General features: G+C 71.4%; 17 protein-coding genes. 12 read left to right on the forward strand and 5 right to left on the reverse strand.

Annotation, left to right across the window (positions count from 1 at the left end):
- The first annotated feature begins 17 nt into the window (after positions 1–17).
- From ACODSY_RS10470 to ACODSY_RS10485, 4 genes are all read left to right on the forward strand, one after another.
- Positions 18–1,580: a proton-conducting transporter transmembrane domain-containing protein gene (locus ACODSY_RS10470; protein ID WP_488951674.1), complete on the forward strand. Its 1,563-nt coding sequence runs from the start codon at positions 18–20 to the stop codon at positions 1,578–1,580.
- Positions 1,577–4,003, forward strand: coding sequence for a YbcC family protein (locus tag ACODSY_RS10475; protein ID WP_488951675.1), 2,427 nt, complete (start codon positions 1,577–1,579; stop codon positions 4,001–4,003). Before ACODSY_RS10470 ends, ACODSY_RS10475 begins: the two co-directional genes overlap by 4 nt.
- A gap of 56 nt (positions 4,004–4,059) precedes the next feature.
- The gene (locus ACODSY_RS10480; protein WP_488951677.1) at positions 4,060–4,209 is read left to right on the forward strand and encodes a hypothetical protein; all 150 of its coding nucleotides are present in this window, start codon (positions 4,060–4,062) and stop codon (positions 4,207–4,209) included.
- 124 nt (positions 4,210–4,333) lie between these two features.
- On the forward strand, positions 4,334–4,687 hold the full coding sequence (locus ACODSY_RS10485; RefSeq protein WP_488951678.1) for a hypothetical protein: 354 nt from the start codon (positions 4,334–4,336) through the stop codon (positions 4,685–4,687).
- Positions 4,688–5,091: 404 nt separating this feature from the next.
- Here ACODSY_RS10485 and ACODSY_RS10490 read toward each other — a convergent pair whose 3' ends face one another.
- The 4 genes from ACODSY_RS10490 to ACODSY_RS10505 form a co-directional block, all read right to left on the reverse strand.
- Positions 5,092–5,460, reverse strand: a complete 369-nt coding sequence (locus ACODSY_RS10490; RefSeq protein ID WP_488951679.1) for a c-type cytochrome — start codon at positions 5,458–5,460, stop codon at positions 5,092–5,094.
- Positions 5,461–6,103: 643 nt separating this feature from the next.
- A complete protein-coding gene (locus ACODSY_RS10495; protein ID WP_488951680.1) occupies positions 6,104–6,781 on the reverse strand; it encodes a PEPxxWA-CTERM sorting domain-containing protein in 678 nt (225 codons plus the stop codon).
- 11 nt (positions 6,782–6,792) lie between these two features.
- Positions 6,793–7,911, reverse strand: coding sequence for a S41 family peptidase (locus tag ACODSY_RS10500; RefSeq protein ID WP_488951681.1), 1,119 nt, complete (start codon positions 7,909–7,911; stop codon positions 6,793–6,795).
- A 14-nt stretch (positions 7,912–7,925) separates the two neighbouring features.
- Positions 7,926–8,363, reverse strand: a complete 438-nt coding sequence (locus ACODSY_RS10505) for a hypothetical protein (protein ID WP_488951683.1) — start codon at positions 8,361–8,363, stop codon at positions 7,926–7,928.
- On the opposite strand from ACODSY_RS10505, the gene ACODSY_RS10510 reads away from it, so the two are divergent.
- The 4 genes from ACODSY_RS10510 (at position 8,362) to ACODSY_RS10525 (ending at position 11,634) form a co-directional block, all read left to right on the forward strand.
- Positions 8,362–9,675, forward strand: a complete 1,314-nt coding sequence (locus ACODSY_RS10510) for a sensor histidine kinase (RefSeq protein WP_488951684.1) — start codon at positions 8,362–8,364, stop codon at positions 9,673–9,675. The genes ACODSY_RS10505 and ACODSY_RS10510 overlap by 2 nt on opposite strands.
- On the forward strand, positions 9,672–10,415 hold the full coding sequence (locus tag ACODSY_RS10515; RefSeq protein ID WP_488951685.1) for a LytR/AlgR family response regulator transcription factor: 744 nt from the start codon (positions 9,672–9,674) through the stop codon (positions 10,413–10,415). The genes ACODSY_RS10510 and ACODSY_RS10515 overlap by 4 nt, the downstream gene beginning before the upstream one ends.
- A gap of 318 nt (positions 10,416–10,733) precedes the next feature.
- Positions 10,734–11,015, forward strand: a complete 282-nt coding sequence (locus ACODSY_RS10520) for a hypothetical protein (RefSeq protein WP_488951686.1) — start codon at positions 10,734–10,736, stop codon at positions 11,013–11,015.
- Positions 11,016–11,307: 292 nt separating this feature from the next.
- Complete coding sequence (locus ACODSY_RS10525) at positions 11,308–11,634, forward strand: YMGG-like glycine zipper-containing protein (RefSeq protein ID WP_488951687.1); 327 nt, start codon at positions 11,308–11,310, stop codon at positions 11,632–11,634.
- A gap of 362 nt (positions 11,635–11,996) precedes the next feature.
- Here ACODSY_RS10525 and ACODSY_RS10530 read toward each other — a convergent pair whose 3' ends face one another.
- Positions 11,997–12,410, reverse strand: coding sequence for a MarR family winged helix-turn-helix transcriptional regulator (locus ACODSY_RS10530; protein WP_488951688.1), 414 nt, complete (start codon positions 12,408–12,410; stop codon positions 11,997–11,999).
- Between the two features lie 160 nt (positions 12,411–12,570).
- On the opposite strand from ACODSY_RS10530, the gene ACODSY_RS10535 reads away from it, so the two are divergent.
- The 4 genes from ACODSY_RS10535 to coxB are packed head-to-tail and all read left to right on the forward strand — an operon-like array spanning position 12,571 to position 16,817.
- A complete protein-coding gene (locus tag ACODSY_RS10535; protein WP_488951689.1) occupies positions 12,571–13,392 on the forward strand; it encodes a cytochrome c oxidase assembly protein in 822 nt (273 codons plus the stop codon).
- A gap of 10 nt (positions 13,393–13,402) precedes the next feature.
- Complete coding sequence (locus tag ACODSY_RS10540) at positions 13,403–15,286, forward strand: PQQ-dependent dehydrogenase, methanol/ethanol family (RefSeq protein WP_488951690.1); 1,884 nt, start codon at positions 13,403–13,405, stop codon at positions 15,284–15,286.
- 8 nt (positions 15,287–15,294) lie between these two features.
- Complete coding sequence (locus tag ACODSY_RS10545) at positions 15,295–15,864, forward strand: c-type cytochrome (RefSeq protein WP_488951691.1); 570 nt, start codon at positions 15,295–15,297, stop codon at positions 15,862–15,864.
- A complete protein-coding gene (gene coxB, locus ACODSY_RS10550; RefSeq protein WP_488951692.1) occupies positions 15,861–16,817 on the forward strand; it encodes a cytochrome c oxidase subunit II in 957 nt (318 codons plus the stop codon). The genes ACODSY_RS10545 and coxB overlap by 4 nt, the downstream gene beginning before the upstream one ends.
- Positions 16,818–16,819: the final 2 nt, after the last annotated feature.

Below are 16,819 nucleotides of genomic sequence, written 5' to 3' on the forward strand. Positions count from 1 at the left end.
CGCTACGGAGACGGCCCATGACGATGACGCTCTGGCTCGCGGCGCTCGCCCCGCTCCTCTTCCTGCTCGTGGCCGCGATGCAGCGGCGAAAGCTGAGGGCCCGCCTCGCGACGGCCGGCGCGGGCCTGTCGTTCCTCTGCGCGCTTGGCGCGCTGGTGTGCGCGCTGGTGACGGGGCCCGCAAGTTCGCCGGTGCTGGGCGCAGGCGGCGCGGGTTTGGCGCTGCGGCTGGACGCGCTGAGCGCCACGCTTTCGGCGCTCATCACGTTCATCGGCCTCGTGGTCGTCGCCTACAGCCGCAACTATCTCGCCGGCGATCCCCGCCAGGCCCGCTTCATTCGCGACCTTTGTCTGCCCCTCGCGCTCGTTCAGGGCCTGGTGCTCTCCGGCAATCTGGTCCAGCTCGTGGCCTGCTGGATCGGCGTCAGCCTCTGCATCAATCGGCTGCTCCTGTTCCGCGGTGAGCGCCAGGCCGCGGTGCTCGCTGCGCGCAAGCGCTTCATCGTCGGCCGCCTATCCGACGCCTGCCTGATCGCCGCCGCAGTCCTGCTGTGGCGGGCCAGTGACAGCCTGGATCTCGGGCTCGTCGCTAAGGCGGCGCTGAACGCCCAAGGCCCCGCCTGGTCCGCGGCCAGCCTGCTGATCGTCGGCGCAGCCGTCCTGGCGTCGGCGCAGCTGCCATTCCACGGATGGATCCTGGAGGTCATGGAGACGCCGACCCCCGTCTCGGCGCTGTTGCATGCCGGCGTCGTCAACGCGGGAGGCTTCCTCGTACTGCGGTTTGCGGACGTCGTCGCCGCGCAGCAGACGGCGATGTTGATCCTGATCGTCGTCGGGGCCGTCACGGCGATCTTCGGCTCGCTCGTCATGCTCGCCCAGACGTCGATCAAGGTCGGGCTGGCTTACTCCACCATCGCCCAGATGGGTTTCATGCTCCTGGAATGCGGTCTCGGCGCCTTCTCGGCCGCACTGCTGCACATCGTCGCCCACTCGCTCTACAAGGCGCACGCCTTCCTGTCCGCCGGGGGCAGCGCCGCCGCGCCCCGGGTCGAGTCCCCGTATCCATCGCGCGCTCCCCGGATCGCGCTCCTTGTCGGTGGTCCGCTAGCGGTCGGCCTGGCGGCCTTCGGGGCGGCGATTATGGGGTTCGGTCCGGCCGCCAGCCCCGGCGAATTCGTCCTGGCGTCGGTCCTGCTGCTGGGCCTCGCGCCGATCTGGATCGATGCGTATGGGGACCGCTCAGCCAGCCGTCTCGCCGCCGCCGCGCTCCTGACCGCCGCAACCCTCCTCGCCTACGCGATCGCGCAATGGATCTTCGCGGTCCTTCTGGAGGATTTCGCAACCATGGCGCACGTCGCGGGACCAGTCGCAACAGCCGCGGCCATCCTCGTGGTGACGTTCATGGCGGCTCTCGTGAGCGTGCAGCTCGCCGCGCGCCATGCGACCAACTCGCCGGCCTGGGCCCGGGCTCACGCGCTGGCGGCCAACGGCTTTTATCTCAACACCTTCGCCAATCGCTGGGCGCTTCGGCTTTGGCCGGCCCGGCCGGATCGGCTGCTCAAATCTGGAGCAAGCTCATGAGCCTCGCCTGCGAACCCATGGACGCCGCGTCCACGCGCCCCCTCGAACCCGACCCTGGCCCCTCGGCGGGCGATCAACTGGACGCAGCGATCCAGACGGCGTGCATGCGCATCGCGCCGCTGTGGCCCCTCACGAGCTTCGTGGCCGTAAATCCGTTTCTCGGCTTCTCCGACTTGCGGTTCGAGGCGGCCGCGCACGAGCTTCGCCGGCTCACCGGAGCTCGGACCCTGATGCCCCGGGAGTTCTACAGGCGGGCGGTGGACGAGAACCGCATCACACCGGAAGACCTGGCCGCCGCCACCCAAGAAGCGCGGGCGTCGGGCCTGGTGATGGAGCCGTTGCTGCACGCCGTGGCGCGCGAAACGCCGCGGCGGCCGCCTCCGCGGGTCGCAACCGTGGCCGAGGTCCTCGATCGCCTCTCCTGCGGCGATCGCCAGGTTTCACGCACCGCCTTCATGATCGACGAGATCTCGAAATGGTGCGCGGCCTTTTTCGACACCGGTCAGGCAGCCTGGGCGCCGCCCTGGCGCGGCCTGCCTCTCTACGCGGCCTGGCGGTACGCCATGGCGCACGACCGTAACCCTGACGCCATGGGCGTGGCGGGTTTCGCGGCCATGATCGACGCTCTGCCGGACGAGCCGGCCGCCGCGATCGCGGACGTCCTGCGCGAGTTGGAAATCCCCCAGCCCCAGTGGTCCGACTACCTCTACCGCGCGCTTCACGACATCCGCGGCTGGGCCGCCTACGTTCGCCGCTTCGACTGGGAAGCGGGACTCGACGGGGCCCCTGGCACTCAGCTGGTGGACCTCCTCGCGGTGAGGGTGGTCTGGGGCCTAGCGCTGTTCAGAGGCCGGACCGATCCCGCGTTCCGCACGGCGTGGCGGGCCGCGATCACCGAGGCCTCCGGGCTGGAGCGGCCCGGAATCTGGACGGAAGCGGAGCTTGCCGCCGATCTGGTCCTGCACCTAGCCTATGAGCGCGGCTTCCAGCGGCGGCTGATCGTCGCCTTGGCGGAGGGGCGCAGCGTGGCCGCAACGGCGCGGCCGCCGCTCCAGGCCGTGTTCTGCATCGACGTCCGTTCAGAAGTCTACCGTCGCGCCCTGGAGACGGTCTGGCCAGAGGCCGAGACGTTCGGCTTCGCCGGCTTCTTCGGCATGGCCATGGCGCACCGCGCGGCCGATGGCGAGGTCCTGAACCAGTGCCCGGTGCTTCTGCGGCCCACGTTCGAGGTCGCTTCGGCCGCCCCGCCGCCAGGACCGGCAACGCGGATTCAGGCGCCGGCGAAGTCGCTGCTGACCAAGCTTAAGAGCGCGGCCGTCTCGAATTTCGCCTTCGTCGAGGCCTTCGGACTTGGCTATGCGCTCAGCCTCGCCGGCCGGGCGCTGGCGCTCCAACGGCCCGGGACCGACGCCGCTGAGCCTCTCGACGTCCCGCTCGATGCGGAGACGCGTCTGGGGCTGGCGGAGGGAGCGTTTCGGGGCATGGGGCTCGGCGACCGCTTGGCGCGCCTGGTGCTCCTGGTGGGCCACGGCGCCACGACGCTCAACAACCCGCACGCGGCCGGACTCGACTGCGGCGCCTGCGGCGGGCACAGCGGCGCCCCCAACGCCCGGGTCGCCGCGGCCCTGCTCAACGATCCGCTGGTGCGCGCGGGTCTGAAGGCGCGCGGGATCGAGACGCCTGAGGACACCTGGTTCGCGGCGGCGCTGCACGACACGACGACCGACACCTTGACCCTGCTGGACGCGGAGTCCGTTCCGTCCACTCACGCGGCCGAAATCCGGCAGGCCGCCGTCTTCCTGAAGGCGGCCTCCGAGGCGGCGCGGGCTGAACGGGCGCCTCGGCTCGGCGCGTCTCAGGCCGCGATCCTCGCGCGGAGCCGAGACTGGTCGCAGGTGCGGCCGGAGTGGGGGCTCGCGGGCGCGGCGGCGTTCATCGCTGCGCCTCGAGCCCTGACCGCCGGTTGCGATCTCGAAGGACGGGCTTTTCTTCACAGCTACGACCGCCATGCCGACACGGACCTGAAGATCCTCGAGCTCATCCTCACCGCCCCGATGGTCGTCGCAAGCTGGATCAGCCTGCAGTATTACGGCTCGACCGTGGACAACGCCGCCTTCGGCGCGGGTGACAAGACGCTGCACAATGTCTGCGGCCGAACGGGCGTCCTGGAAGGCAATGCGGGCGATTTGCGAGCCGGACTGCCCCTGCAATCGGTCCATGACGGCACGCGCTTCGTGCACGAGCCGCTCCGCCTGAGCGTCTTTGTCGCCGCCGACCCCGAGGCGATCTCCGGCGTTCTCGCGGCCCACCCCGAGGTTCGGACCCTGCTCGACAACCGCTGGCTGCACCTCTTCGCCCTGAACGACGCCGGTCAGACCACCCATCGGTACGCCGGCGAGCTGACCTGGGAGACGCTGATATGAACAGTCGCTCAAACGCCCAAAGCCCCAGACGGTACTGGGTTCTTGGAGGCCGCTGGGTGGATGAGGACCGCCATCTGGTCTGGCCGCGGGTCTTTGGCCCCTATCTCGACCTCGAGAGCGCCGCGGAGGGCGCCCGCGCTCTGAACGCGGCGGAGCCTGGTGACGTGCGGTTCCACGTTGTCATGGATCAGGCGACGGCCGCCTGATGGTGGCGTTGACCCATCTGCTGCGGCTGGAAGCCGAAACGATCCATGATCCGCGAGGCTTGCCACCGCCCTCGTCGCGGCCGACGAGGTCGCCCGTCGGGGCTGGTGCGCCTGGGGCTCTCCCATGCTCGCCGACGTGGCGCGGCGCATCCGCCAGTCTGTCTGCGCCGTGGCCGCCCAGGTGCGGGCCGCGCGGCGGGGCCGCGAACGGCAGCCCCTCGGCGCGTCGGCCCTGCTGGCGGAGGATTGGGCGGCGAGCGCGTCCGGGACAGAGCACGAATGGGTCAGCGCCGCGCGCCAAGCGGGACTGCGGCCCGGCAAGGTGCTGCATGTGGGGGGGATCGCGGTGACCCACTTCTTCTACGAGCCCAGCCGCCGGCTTGCCTGCGCCGAGATCCTGATGCCCTTTTTTCACCCAGCCGGTGATGGCGCTCTGCTTATCGGTCCCGGTCCCCGACCTCGCCGGGGCGAGCTATGACCGGTCGGGCCCAGCACGCCATGCACGTGCTCAACACCGTGGCGGTCGAAGCGTGGGTGCGCCATTGGCAAGGCCGGGTCCCGGATTCCTGCGCGGCCGGTCGCTGGTAGGGTCAAGCGGCGAGAGGAATCCCCCGGCGCGCCCTCACCGCCGGCCGGCGCGAATTCACCCACGAGGGGCGCTCTGGGTGGAACAGCGTGAGCGCTCCGCCGGAGCCCAGGGCATGCCGTCGTCCAACCCGCCCGCGCCCGGCTCGCGCCATGCGATGCCGTCAGGCTCCGCCCATGCGCTTCGGGCGTTCGACGCGGAAGATCTCCGCGCGCATGGGCGCTGACGTCGCCGCGGCGTGGGCGCGAGACCGTAGGCGGTGCCGCGAATCCCGCCGATCCGGCCCTTCCCGACGTCTAGTCGCGCCGCTTGGGCGACGGTCGTTCGCCGAGGCCCTCGATGTAGACCGTGATCGCCGCCGCCTCGGCCGAACTGAGCGGGATCGGCGGCATGCCTTCGTGGCCTAGCCGCGCGAGGTCCGCGACGCGGCCGGCCAGCCCGGCTGTGTGCTGGATCTCCCGGCTTGCGAAGGGCGGGGCCCGCGGGTTGGCGCTCTCCTCCCCTGACTCCAGGGCGTGGCATGCCGCGCAGATCCGGCGCGCCAGCGCCCGGCCATCCGGCGGCGACGCGTGAACGCGGGCGGGCGGTGGCGTGGGCGCGCAACTGGCCAGGAGCAGCGCGCCGCCGAAAAGCGGGCCCAGGGGCGCGAGGCAACGGATCGGCATCGAAGCACCTCCGTGGCGGATCACGAAAACCGGTCCGCCGCAGGCAGGCTGCTTCGCGCCTCGTGGCCAGACCTTGCGACAGATCAAATCGAATGGGGCAGGATCGCGGGGCGGACCTGCGCAGCACACCCAGGCCTGCGGCAGTCCGCACCAACCGAAACGTCCGGGGACGACATCGTTTGACCAGGCGTCCGCCGCCAACGGCGGGCTGTTGATGCCCATCAAGGGATGACAGACCCGCCAGACGCAGATTTCGGCGGCGATGGCAGGTCGCTGTCGCGCCCGTCGCAGCGAGGGCCGCGCCCCTTCTCGGCAATCGCCGCGGCGTCCTTGTCGGCGGGCAAAGACTCCCCGTGAGCCCGGACTGATTGACGCGTCCGCTGTCGCGAACCGATCCGTGGGATGGAGACGACCCGCGGGCGGAGACCTTGGGGCGGCCGCTGGCTCCCCGCGCCCGACTTCGGCGGGGATCGGGCACGGGCCGCTCTCCACCCAGGGGTAGCAATGTCCTGCAGGGCGCGCCGGGCCCGTGCGGGGCTCGTATTGGATCTCGAGCCGCCGCCGCGGCAGGGCCGGCCCGTGCAGAAGGCCCGGGCGCCGCAAACCGCCCTCTTGTGGCGCCCGCTCATCTGCATCGCGCCTTTCAGGACTGGGGCACGGCCCTGGGCCGCCGACGGCGGATGGCGGCGCCCGCGCCAAGGAAGCCGGTGAGCATCAGCGCCCAGCTCGTCGGCTCGGGCACGGCGCCGGGCGCAGGGTCCGGGTCGGCCTTCGGCGCGCCACTGACCACCAGGTTGTCGAACAGGAAGCCCTTGCCGGTGTTCGAGCCGTCGCTCGCGAACTGCAGGCGGATATCCACGGCCTGACCCACGAACGCGGTCAGGTCGAAGATGGCGCGTCCCCGCCAGTCCGACCCCGTCACGCCCGGCGCGCCGAGCGCGCTGACGAAGCGGTTGTAGACCGGCGGGGTGCCCGTCGCCGGGTGGGCTGGATCGAAGGCCCGCCCGGCCGGGGCGATGAGCACGTTCCAGCCGTCCCAGTTGATCTCGGACGCGCCGGCCCAGTCGAAGCTGAGCAGCGCGTCGGTGACGTCGACCAGGTCGACCCGCAGCCCGTAGGCCGAGCGCTCGTTGTCGCCGTAGGCGCCCGTCGTGTGGCCCATCTGGCCGCCAGCGACCGCGAAGGCGCCGCTCAACGTCTCGTTCGCGCCGAGGCCCGCGCTGAAGTCCTGGAAGAACAGGACCCCGGCTTGAGCCGGCGCGGCCGCGAGGGGCGCGCTCGCCAGGACGGCCGCCAGGGCGAGCGATTTCATCGGATTCATTCTCTTCTCCTTCAGGGATGTGGGGTGACGGTTCCGGCCCGCGCGATGCGGGCCAGGGCTTCGTCCAGGGCGGCGTCGGCGGCGGTGGCGACGTGGGGCGTGACGCCCCGCCCCTCCCAGTCGAAGCCGGTGTCGGGATCGTAGGTGCGGCCGATCGGAATGAACGCCGCCAGGCCATGGGGCAGGGTCTCGATCCAACCGAAATGGCCTGCGCCGGCGGTGGTCTCGCCGATCAGCGTGGCCCGGCCCGAGCGTTTCAGGGCCAGCGCCAGATGCTCGCCGGCCGAGGCCGTCCGACGCGAGGTCAGGTAATAGAGCGGCGTCTCGCGCAGCCGTGTCTCGCCGGCATCGGGCGTGACCCGGTGCTCCAGACGAACCAGCCCCGCCGGCGCCGGCAGGCGGACCATGGTCGCGGAAGCCTCGCCATCATCGTCGGGCCCGGACGCCCGCATATCCAGGCGCAGCAACGAGGTGGTCCGCGCGTAGAACAGCGGCAGGAGGGCGTCCATCACGGTGTCGCCGCCGCCACGCAGAGGCCGGGCGTCGAGGATCACCGCCCGCGCGTCGGCATGCGACAGCAGAAAGGCGCGGGCCGCCGCACCGCTCGCGGGGTCGGCCGGGAACATGTTGAAGCGCAGGTAGGCCACGTCCCCGATCATCCGCGCCGCCTCCAGGCCGTCGGGTCCCGTCTGGCGCGTGCTCGGCGGCGCGTCGGCCTTCGGGAGAGACTTGGAGAAGGCCGCCGTCGGGGCGAGGCGCAGATGGCGGTCGGTCGCGATGGCCTGCAGGTCCGCCGTGACCTGCTCCCCGAGCGCCGCCGGGTCCGTCAACGCCGCGTAGGCGCCGCTCGCGAGCCGGCTCCGCAGTCGCCTGCCGTAACGGCGGCCCGTGTCGGGATCGAGATATCGCGCCTCCAGGAGGCTCGCGAGGCGGTCCACCACCTCCCGCTGCTGGTCGGCGGAAAGACCCGCCGTGGCGGTGACGGTCACGGCCGCCGCGGGTGGCGCGGCGCGCGCCGGACCCGCACCCGCCAGCGCCGCGAACAGGAGCCAGGCGGCCATGCGGGCGGCCGCGCCAGGCGGACGGGCGGCGTCGAGGGTCGCCGCGTTGATCGCACGAAAGACGGTCATGACGCCTCCGGCGCTCAGCGGGGGCAGGCCGGCGCGGCCGCCTGCGACTGGGCGAGGCCGATGAGGGTGGTGGCCGCGACGGCGGCGATCTGGGCGGTCTTGTTCCCGCCGCCGGGCGCCATCGTCGGACCCGCGTACCCGCCGCCGAAGCTCGATACCGCGTCGTCCGAGTTCGCCGCGCTGAGCGCAGACCCCAGCACGGCGCCGGCGATGGCGCTCCTCTTACCGCCGCCGAGAAACGCGCCGGAACGGCCGCTCAGCAGGTCGCCCGCCCCGGCCCGGTTGGCGGCCGACAGCAGCGCGCCCATGCCGGGGCCCTTGCGCGAGGGCTTGCCGGCGCAGGGCGCCGCTTCGGGCGTCGCGGCCACCGTGAGGTCCGGGGCCGCGTCCTCGGCGGAAGCGGGGTTGGCGAGGGCGAGCGCCGCGAGCGTGGCGGCGAGGATCCGGGACATGGCGTGGGCTTTCCGTCTGAGTTCGACGGCCCTATCCCCGCCCCTGGCCCACCTGTCGCGCCCGCTGCGACCGAGCGACGGGGCTGCGACGGAACGACGGGCGTGCGACGAGGCTGCGACGAAGCTTGACGCCAGGACCGTCCTGCAGGGCTATCCTGCCGGGTCCCTGTCCCATGTCCCCGAGCGCCGCGTGCCGCCCAGGCTCCTCTTCGCCCCTGCATTGCCGCCCACCGAGGTCCGGCGCCTCATCCTGGGTCTCTGGGCGCTGGGGTTCGTGGCCATGGCGGCCAGCGTGCTGGCGACCGACGTCGAGGGTCTGCCGGTCAATCTGACCCGCGCCCTGCTCATGGCGCTGACCGGCGCGGCCTTCAGCCTGGGGCTTTGGCGGATCTCAGCCGCGAAGGGGCGCGCGGGTGGGCGCATTGCCGTGCTGGTGCTCGCCGTCCTCGGCCTGACCGCCCTGCAGACCGCACTCGACATGCAGCTGGACGAGGTCCTGCGCACCGTCATGGGCGAGGGGCGACTGCAGCGCCGGATCATCTCCGACAGTGTCCTGCGCGGATTGGTGATGGCCCTCGTCGCCTCCTCCCACGTGGTCGTCTTCGCGACCCTGCACAGCGTCTTCGCCATCTCCGCCACGATGCTGCGCTGGACCGCCGAGACCCGCGAGCGCGACGCCCAGCTCGCGGCCGCGCGAACCGAGGCCGTCACCGCCCAGCTCGCGGTGCTGCGCCACCAGCTCAACCCCCACTTCATGTTCAACACGCTGAACGCTATCGGCTCGCTGGTGGCGAGCGGACGCAACGCGGCGGCGGAGGAGATGATCGACCGGCTGTCCGGTTTCCTCCGGGCCGCCCTGACCGCCGACGCCCGCCCGTTCACGAGCCTGGAGGACGAACTGGTCACCCTGCAGACCTATCTCGAGATCGAACACGCCCGCTTTGGCTCACGCCTGAGCGTGGCGTGGGACATACCCGCCGACCTGCGCGAGGCGCAGATCCCGAACTTCCTGCTCCAGCCCCTGGTGGAGAACGCCATCAAGCACGCGGTGTCCCCCGCCATGCGCCCGGTGCAGGTTCGGGTCTCGGCGCGTCATGACCGCGGCGACCTGCTCGTGGAGGTGGCCGACACGGGCGCCGGGCCGGGCGCGGACATTCGGCCCCCACCCGGGGTCGGCGTCGGACTGACCAACGTCCGCGACCGCCTCGCCCTCATCTACGGCGAACGGGCAGAGCTGGAGACCGTCGTCGAGGGCGAAGGATTCCGGGCCCGGGTACGCCTGCCGCTCGCCATCACCGCGGTGGCGGCATGACAGGCGATCCCCTGCGCGTCCTGATCGCCGATGACGAGCCGCTGGCGCTGGAGCGACTGCGCGCGGCCTTCGGCGACATCCCCGGAACCGAAGTGGTGGGCGCGGCGGCCAACGGCGTCGAAGCGCTGCAACGGATCGCCGAGCTGCGGCCCGACGTGGCGGTCCTGGACATCCAGATGCCGGGCCGAACCGGCCTGGGCGTGGCCGCCGCCCTGTCGCCGCAGGACCGGCCGGAGATCATCTTCCTGACCGCCTACGACAGCCACGCCGTGGACGCCTTCGACGTCGAGGCGGCGGACTACGTCCTGAAGCCGCTGCGCCTCGAGCGTCTGCGCCAGGCGGTCGATCGCGCACGCCGGCGCCGCCAGGCGAGCCCGGTCTCCACGCCGGTGACCAGCGACGCAGATCCCGCGGCGGAAGGGTTCTGGGTGCAGGGCCGCCAGGGCCTGGCCTTCGCGCCGCTCGCCGCGATCATCTGGATCGAAGCGGCAAAGGACTATGCCCTCCTCCATACCGCGGAGCGCAGCCACATCCTGCGCGCCACCATGGCCGCGATCGAGGCCAGCCATCCGCCGCCGGCCCTCTTGAGGGTGCACCGTTCGGCCATCGTGCGGCCGGAGGCGGTGACCGCTCTGCACGGATCTGCGGTGGGGCGCCCGGCCCTGCTGCTGACCGACGGAACCGCCGTGCCCGTGGGTCCAAGCTACCTGCCGGAGGTGACGCGGAGATTCGGCGGATGACGCGAGCGCTCTGCCCAGGTGGAACCCGGCGACGGTGCGCATGGGGCGTCCGCGGTCATGGAAGGTCCCGGCGATTTTAGAAGGGCCCCGGCCTCGTGATGGCAAGTGACGCCCCGGTCCGCCTGGACCCACCGGCCACCCCAGCAGCCTGTCCTGCGAACCTGCCGCCCAGGGGACCGCGCGCTTCGTCGCGCCCTCCGCGATGGACGTCATCGTCCGGGTCGTCGCAACCGAATTTGCGAAATAGATCGTTTCATGATGTTTCAGGTTCAGTCAGCGCGACGGCGGCGTCGCGCGCCCTGCATCGAGGGACCCAAAATGATCCAGACGCCGGAGCAGTTCGAGGCGGCGATGGAAACCGCCACCGCGCTGCTCGACCAACACCCCACGGAAGGCACGCCAGCCTATGGCAAGCTGATGGCCTTGCTGAAGGAGATCGCCGACTATCGGCCGCAGGTCCGGTCGCCAGCGGCCGCCGCGCCCGCGCTGGCTGAGGAACGTCAGCGGCTGGCCGGCCGTCTTGACGCCTTCGAAGCGCGGGTCACCCCGCACTACGGGCCTCATTGGTCCGCAATGATCGGCGGGAATGCGGGGTCCTGATCGGCGACTCCCCTCGGCCTCAAGAATGGGCGTCCAGCTCTCTCAATAGCGCCCTGCGTCGTCTTTCGCCGTGGAGGGCGGTGGAAGCTCGGGCGGCGCGCGGCGTCTCAGCCTTCGTGCGGCGAATGCGACGCGGGCGCGACGCCAACAGGAACCCCCACCGTCACCGTTCGGAACACGGCCGACCCCGAGCCGTCGAAGCGTCTTCCTTTCCACCTTGCCACACTCGGCGGCTGAGCGAGGAACAGGCGCGCGGCGCCGGACGTTGCCGTGCTGGTTCAGGAGACCGGAGATGCACCGAAGCGCCCTTCTTCTCACGTTCGCCGTCGCCCTGAGCGGTTGCGCCTCGACCTCCGGCGGGTGGGCCGACGCCTGTCGTCGCGACTACGAGCGCAATCGCGCGGCCGCGACGGCTGGAGGCGCGGTGCTGGGCGCGGCGGCCGGCGCGGCCATTGCCCGCGATGACGCCGCCGGCGCCGCCATCGGCGGTGTCGCCGGCGGCATAATCGGCAACCAGCTTGCCAAGCGCGACGACCCCTGTGGCTACGGCTTCAGCGGATATCCGAGTGACCGACGCTACGGGCGTTGGGACGAGCGACGGGGCCACTGGCGGCGCTGACCGCGACCGCGCCGCCCCGCGCCGCGACGGGCCGACGCGGCGCCCGGACCTGACCTCGACCTGCGGGCGATCGCAATGTGCTCCGCGGGGGTCGACGCGTGACGTCGTGCGCGACCGTCGCTCGGTGGCCGCCGCGCGACCCCTTCCCTCCGGCGGCCCACGCGCGAAGGGATATCCCCCTCAGCGTGAAACCCCCGGGGACGATGGCGCAACGGCGCCTGCGCCCGACGCCGGTGGGGCGGACGCAGGCGCGCAGATCGCGGACCCCAGACCGGAGACCGCTCGGCCGCCGGTGGCTGGCGAACGACCGGCGGCGGACCAAGGCTCTCGTCGCACAGCGCGGCGCCCCGGCGTCTCGCCCGCTAGTCCTGCGCCACTCGCTCCAGGAGTTCGGCCAGGCCAGGGGCGAGCAGACGCAGTTCCTCCAGGTGGATGCCGGCCAGGTTGGACATGATCGATTCCGCCTTCGGCGTGAGGCTGAGCAGCACGACGCGACGGTCCTGGATGTCCCGTTCGCGCAGGACCAGCCCGGCGCTGTCCAGGCGCTTCGCCAACTCCACGGCCGTGTGCTGCCGCACCAGGAGCTGTTCGGCGAGGTGGGTGATCGAGGGGCGCCCGGGCCCCTGGTGCCCCTTGATGGCCAGCAGAGCCTGGTACTGCTGCGGCGCCACACCGGCGTCCGCGGCCGCCTGCGCACTGAACGCGAAGAACTTGCGCAGCCTGACCCGGAAGGCGGCCAGCGTCTGGTAGTCCTGGGGGGTCGGGTGACGGGCCACCGGGGATTGATAGCCGGTGAACCCCGGTACGGCCAGCCGACCTCCGCAGCGGACCCGCGGCCACGCCCCAGCGGCCGGAACCACACGGCCTCGCTGGAGTTATATCGCAACTACCTCGTAACCCGAGGTAATCGGCCGCCGGGGCGGAGGCGCGGCAGACATGGCGATCACATCGACTCCCTACTGCGGCGCGCCCCCCCAGCCCGACGTCCTTTGGAGCCGGTGGAATCTCGATCCCCTGCTGCTGGCCGCCCTGCTCCTGGGTCTTGGTTTCTATCTGGCGGGTCTCGCGCGGGGTCGCGCGCCTGGCCAGGCCGCCCGTCTTCCGCCGTGGCGCGCATGGGCCTTCGCCTCGGGATGGGCGACGCTGACCCTGGCCTTGATTTCTCCCCTCTGCGCCTTGTCCGTCTCGCTGTTCGCGGCCCGCGTGGGACAGCACATGGCGCTGAGCCTTCTCGCCGCGCCTCTGCTGGTCCTTGGTCGGCCCGGGATCGTCCTCGACCGTCTCTGGCCGGATCTCGCCCTCTGGCCCCGAAGGCTTTCCGGGCTCGCCAAGCCGGTCTTCGCGGCGCCGGCCTTCACGCTCGCGATCTGGTTCTGGCATGCGCCCGGGCCTTACGCCGCGACCTTCTCCTCCGATCTGGTCTACTGGCTGATGCACATCAGCATCATCGGAACGGCCCTGCTGGCGTGGACCGCGCTCCTGCGTCCAGGGCCGGAGCAGGCGCTCGGCGCCCTCGCCACGGGCGCTGTCTGCACGCTGCAGATGACGTTCCTGGGCGCGCTCATCACCCTGACCCACCGCCTTCTCTATGCCCCCCACGCGCTGACGCCCGACGCCTGGGGCCTCAGCCAGGCGCGGGACCAGCAACTCGGCGGCCTGATCATGTGGGTTCCCGGCTGCAGCGTGTTCCTCGCCGTCACCCTGGAACGCCTCGCCAGGGTCATGTCCGAGCGTCCACGGCCGACCGCCCTAGCCTGACGGAGAGACGATGCCCGGTCCGAACCCGTTCGTATGGCATCTGGCGCTCGGAACCGCCCTGGGCGCCGCCCTCGGGCTGAGCGCCTGCCAGGAGCCGGCCTCCCCCAAGCAGGGGCGGACCGTGCCGCTTGAGCACCTCGAGGGCTGGACCGGCGCAACCGCCAATTTCGCCCCCAACCCCGCCCCTGGCGACTGGCCGAGTCAGGGCCGCGACTACGCCAACACCCGTTACAGCCCGCTGGATCAGATCACGCCCGGCAACGTGGCCGGCCTCCACGTCGCCTGGACCTTCTCCGACGGCGCCATGTACGGCCACGAGGGCGCCCCGCTGGTTGTCGGCGACACCATGTACGTGGTGACCCCCTACCCCAACATCGCCTACGCCCTGGACCTTGCGAAGCCCGGCGCGCCCATAAAGTGGAGCTTCGCCCCCAACCCTTCGCCAATGGCCATCGGCAAGGCCTGCTGCGACGCGGTGCTGCGCGGCTGGGCCCTGGCCGACGGCAAACTGATCTACAACCTGCTGGACGCACACACCGTCGCCATCGACGCCAGGACCGGCCGGGAGGTCTGGCGCACCAAGATGGACAACGTCGAGAACGGGGCGACCATGACGATGGCCGCGACCGTCTACGGCGATAAGGTCTATGTCGGAAACTCGGGCGGGGAGCTCGGCGTCCACGGATGGCTGGCTGCGCTCGATGTGCGCAGCGGCCGGGAAATCTGGCGCGCCTACAACACCGGTCCCGACGACCAGGTGCGGATCGGCGCGGACTTCAAGCCCTTCTATGCCTGGATGAAGGGCAAGGATCTCGGGGAGACCACCTGGCCGAAGGGCATGGCGGTCCATGGCGGCGCCGCGTCCTGGGGATGGGTCAGTTACGACCCCGAGCTCAACGCGATCTACTACGGCACCTCCAACCCCAGTCCGAGGGTGCCGGCCCAGCGTCCGGGTCTGAACCTGTGGAGCGCGGCCGTCTGGTCCCGGGACGCCGACACCGGCATGGCCAAGTGGGCCTACCAGTTCACGCCTCACGATCAGTGGGACTACGACGGCGTGAACGAAAACGTCCTGATCGACATCCCCTGGAAGGGTCAGAGGCGCAAGGCGATGGTCCAGTTCAACCGGAACGGCTTCGCCTACACCATCGACCGCCAGACGGGGGAGGTGCTGCTGGCGGCGCCGTTCGGCAACCTCAACTGGGCGAGCGGCATCGACCTCAAGACCGGCATGCCGGTCATCAATCCGGCGATGCAGCCCCGCCCCAACATCAAGCTGGAGAACGCCTGTCCCACGGACATCGGGGTGAAGGACTGGCAGCCCTCGGCGTTCTCACCCCGGACGGGCCTGCTCTACACGGGCCTGTTCAACGTCTGCATGGACGTAACCGACCATCCGCAATCCTACATCGCCGGCACCCCCTACGACGGGATGGAGATGACCCGCCATGCCGGGCCGGGCGGCAACTGGGGCGCCTTCATCGCCTGGGATCCCGTGCACGGGAAGAAGGTCTGGGAGATCAAGGAGAAATTCCTGGTCATGAGCGGCGCCCTGACGACCGCCTCTGACCTGGTCTTCTACGGCACCGTCGATGGCTGGTTCCGCGCCGTCGACGCCCGGGACGGCCGGGTGCTCTGGTCCCAGAAGCTGGGATCGGGGATCGTCTCCCAGCCGATCGCCTACACCGGTCCGGATGGCCAGGAATACATCGCAATCTACGCCGGCGTCGGCGGCGCCGCGATGGTGGAGAGCCAGCAGGCCGGCTTCCCCGCGCGCGGCAACACCCTCTACGTCTTCAGCCTGGGCCGGAACGACCTGCACGGCGGGCCGGGGTTCAAGGAGACCCATGCGACGGGCGCGGCGCCGGGGCCGCCCTTGAAGGCGGACGATTGAGGGACGGCATGAGACCCTGCGTCCTCCTGTTGCTGTCCGTCGTGGCCCTGGCCAGCTGCCATCGGCCCGCCGACAGGCCATCGCCGGCGACGGCCCGTGCGCCGCGAGACCTGGCCTGGCTGCCCAGCGGCGACCTCGCCGGCAGCGGCCACGCCGAGGTCGGAGCTGCGATCTTCAATCCCCTGGACGGGCGGCCGACCGCGATCGCCGGGGGCAAGCGGCTATTCGTGGCGATGAACTGCGCCGGCTGCCATGGCTACGACCTGGGCGGATCCATGGGCCCGAACTTGAAGGACGGTTACTGGCGGTACGGCGGATCGCCGGCCGCCATCTATCGCAGCATCGCCGGTGGGCGTCCCCAGGGCATGCCGGCGTGGTCACAGGCGCTGCCGCCCGATCAGATCTGGAAGCTCACCGCCTATATCCAGTCGTTCGGCGGGGCGACGGCGCCCGGAGCCTATCAGTCCGCCCGGCAAGGCGACCTTTCCGCCAGGAGCACCTCGCCGCCCGGCGGCACCGGGGCGGTTGCAGGCGCCAAGGGCGGCTCGGCGCCGGCGGCCCAGTCGGCGAACCCATGAGCCGCGCGCCGCTCTCCTATCTGGAGGCGGCCGGGCCGGCGGCGTCGCCGCTGGCGGGCCTGGCCTGGGGGCTGGGCGCGGTGTCGATCGCCGTGGTGGTGGCGATCGCCCTTGCGCTGGCGGCGGCGATCTGGCGGCGCCGCGCCGCGCCAGAGGAGGAGCACACGCTCGAGGTCGCCGGGGGGGCGGGCGAAGGCCTCCGCTGGATCTACGGCGGACTGGCGATCTCCGTGCCCGTGCTGGCGATTTGCACCGTCTGGGTCCTGCTGGTCCTGGGACAGGTGCTTCACCCGGCCAGCCCCCCTCGGCTGACCTTGCAGGTGACGGCCCATCAGTGGTGGTGGGAGGTCCGCTATCTCAGTCCCTCCGGCGAGGTCTTCTCGACGGCCAATGAGATCCACATTCCCACCGGCGCGCCGGTGCGGGTCGAACTGACCTCGCCCGATGTCATCCACTCCTTCTGGATCCCGAAACTCGCGGGGAAGATGGACGTCATCCCCGGGGTCAAGAACGTCACCTGGATGCAGGCCGCGGCGCCTGGGCGATACCGGGGACAGTGCGCGGAGTTCTGCGGCCTGCAGCATGCGCGGATGGGCCTGGAGGTCATCGCGGACGACCCCGCGCGTTACGCCGCCTGGCGGGCGCGCCAACTCGCGCCCCCGCCCGTCCAGCTCATCGGGGCGCCGGCGGCGGGGGCGGCCGTCTTCGCCAAGGCGTGCGCCAGCTGCCACACGGTTGCGGGCACGCCGGCCGGTGGAATCCTGGGCCCCGATCTCAGTCACGTGGCCGGCCGGCTCACGCTCGCGGCGGCGACGATCCCCAACGACGCCAGACGCCTCTCCGCATGGATCGCCGATCCACAGGCCTTCAAGCCTGGGGTGGAGATGCCGAGGGTCCCGCTTTCCGGAACCGAACGGGCGCAGGTCGTCGCCTATCTGCAGACGCTGAAATAGGG

This window comes from Phenylobacterium sp. FG114, from assembly GCF_057809855.1.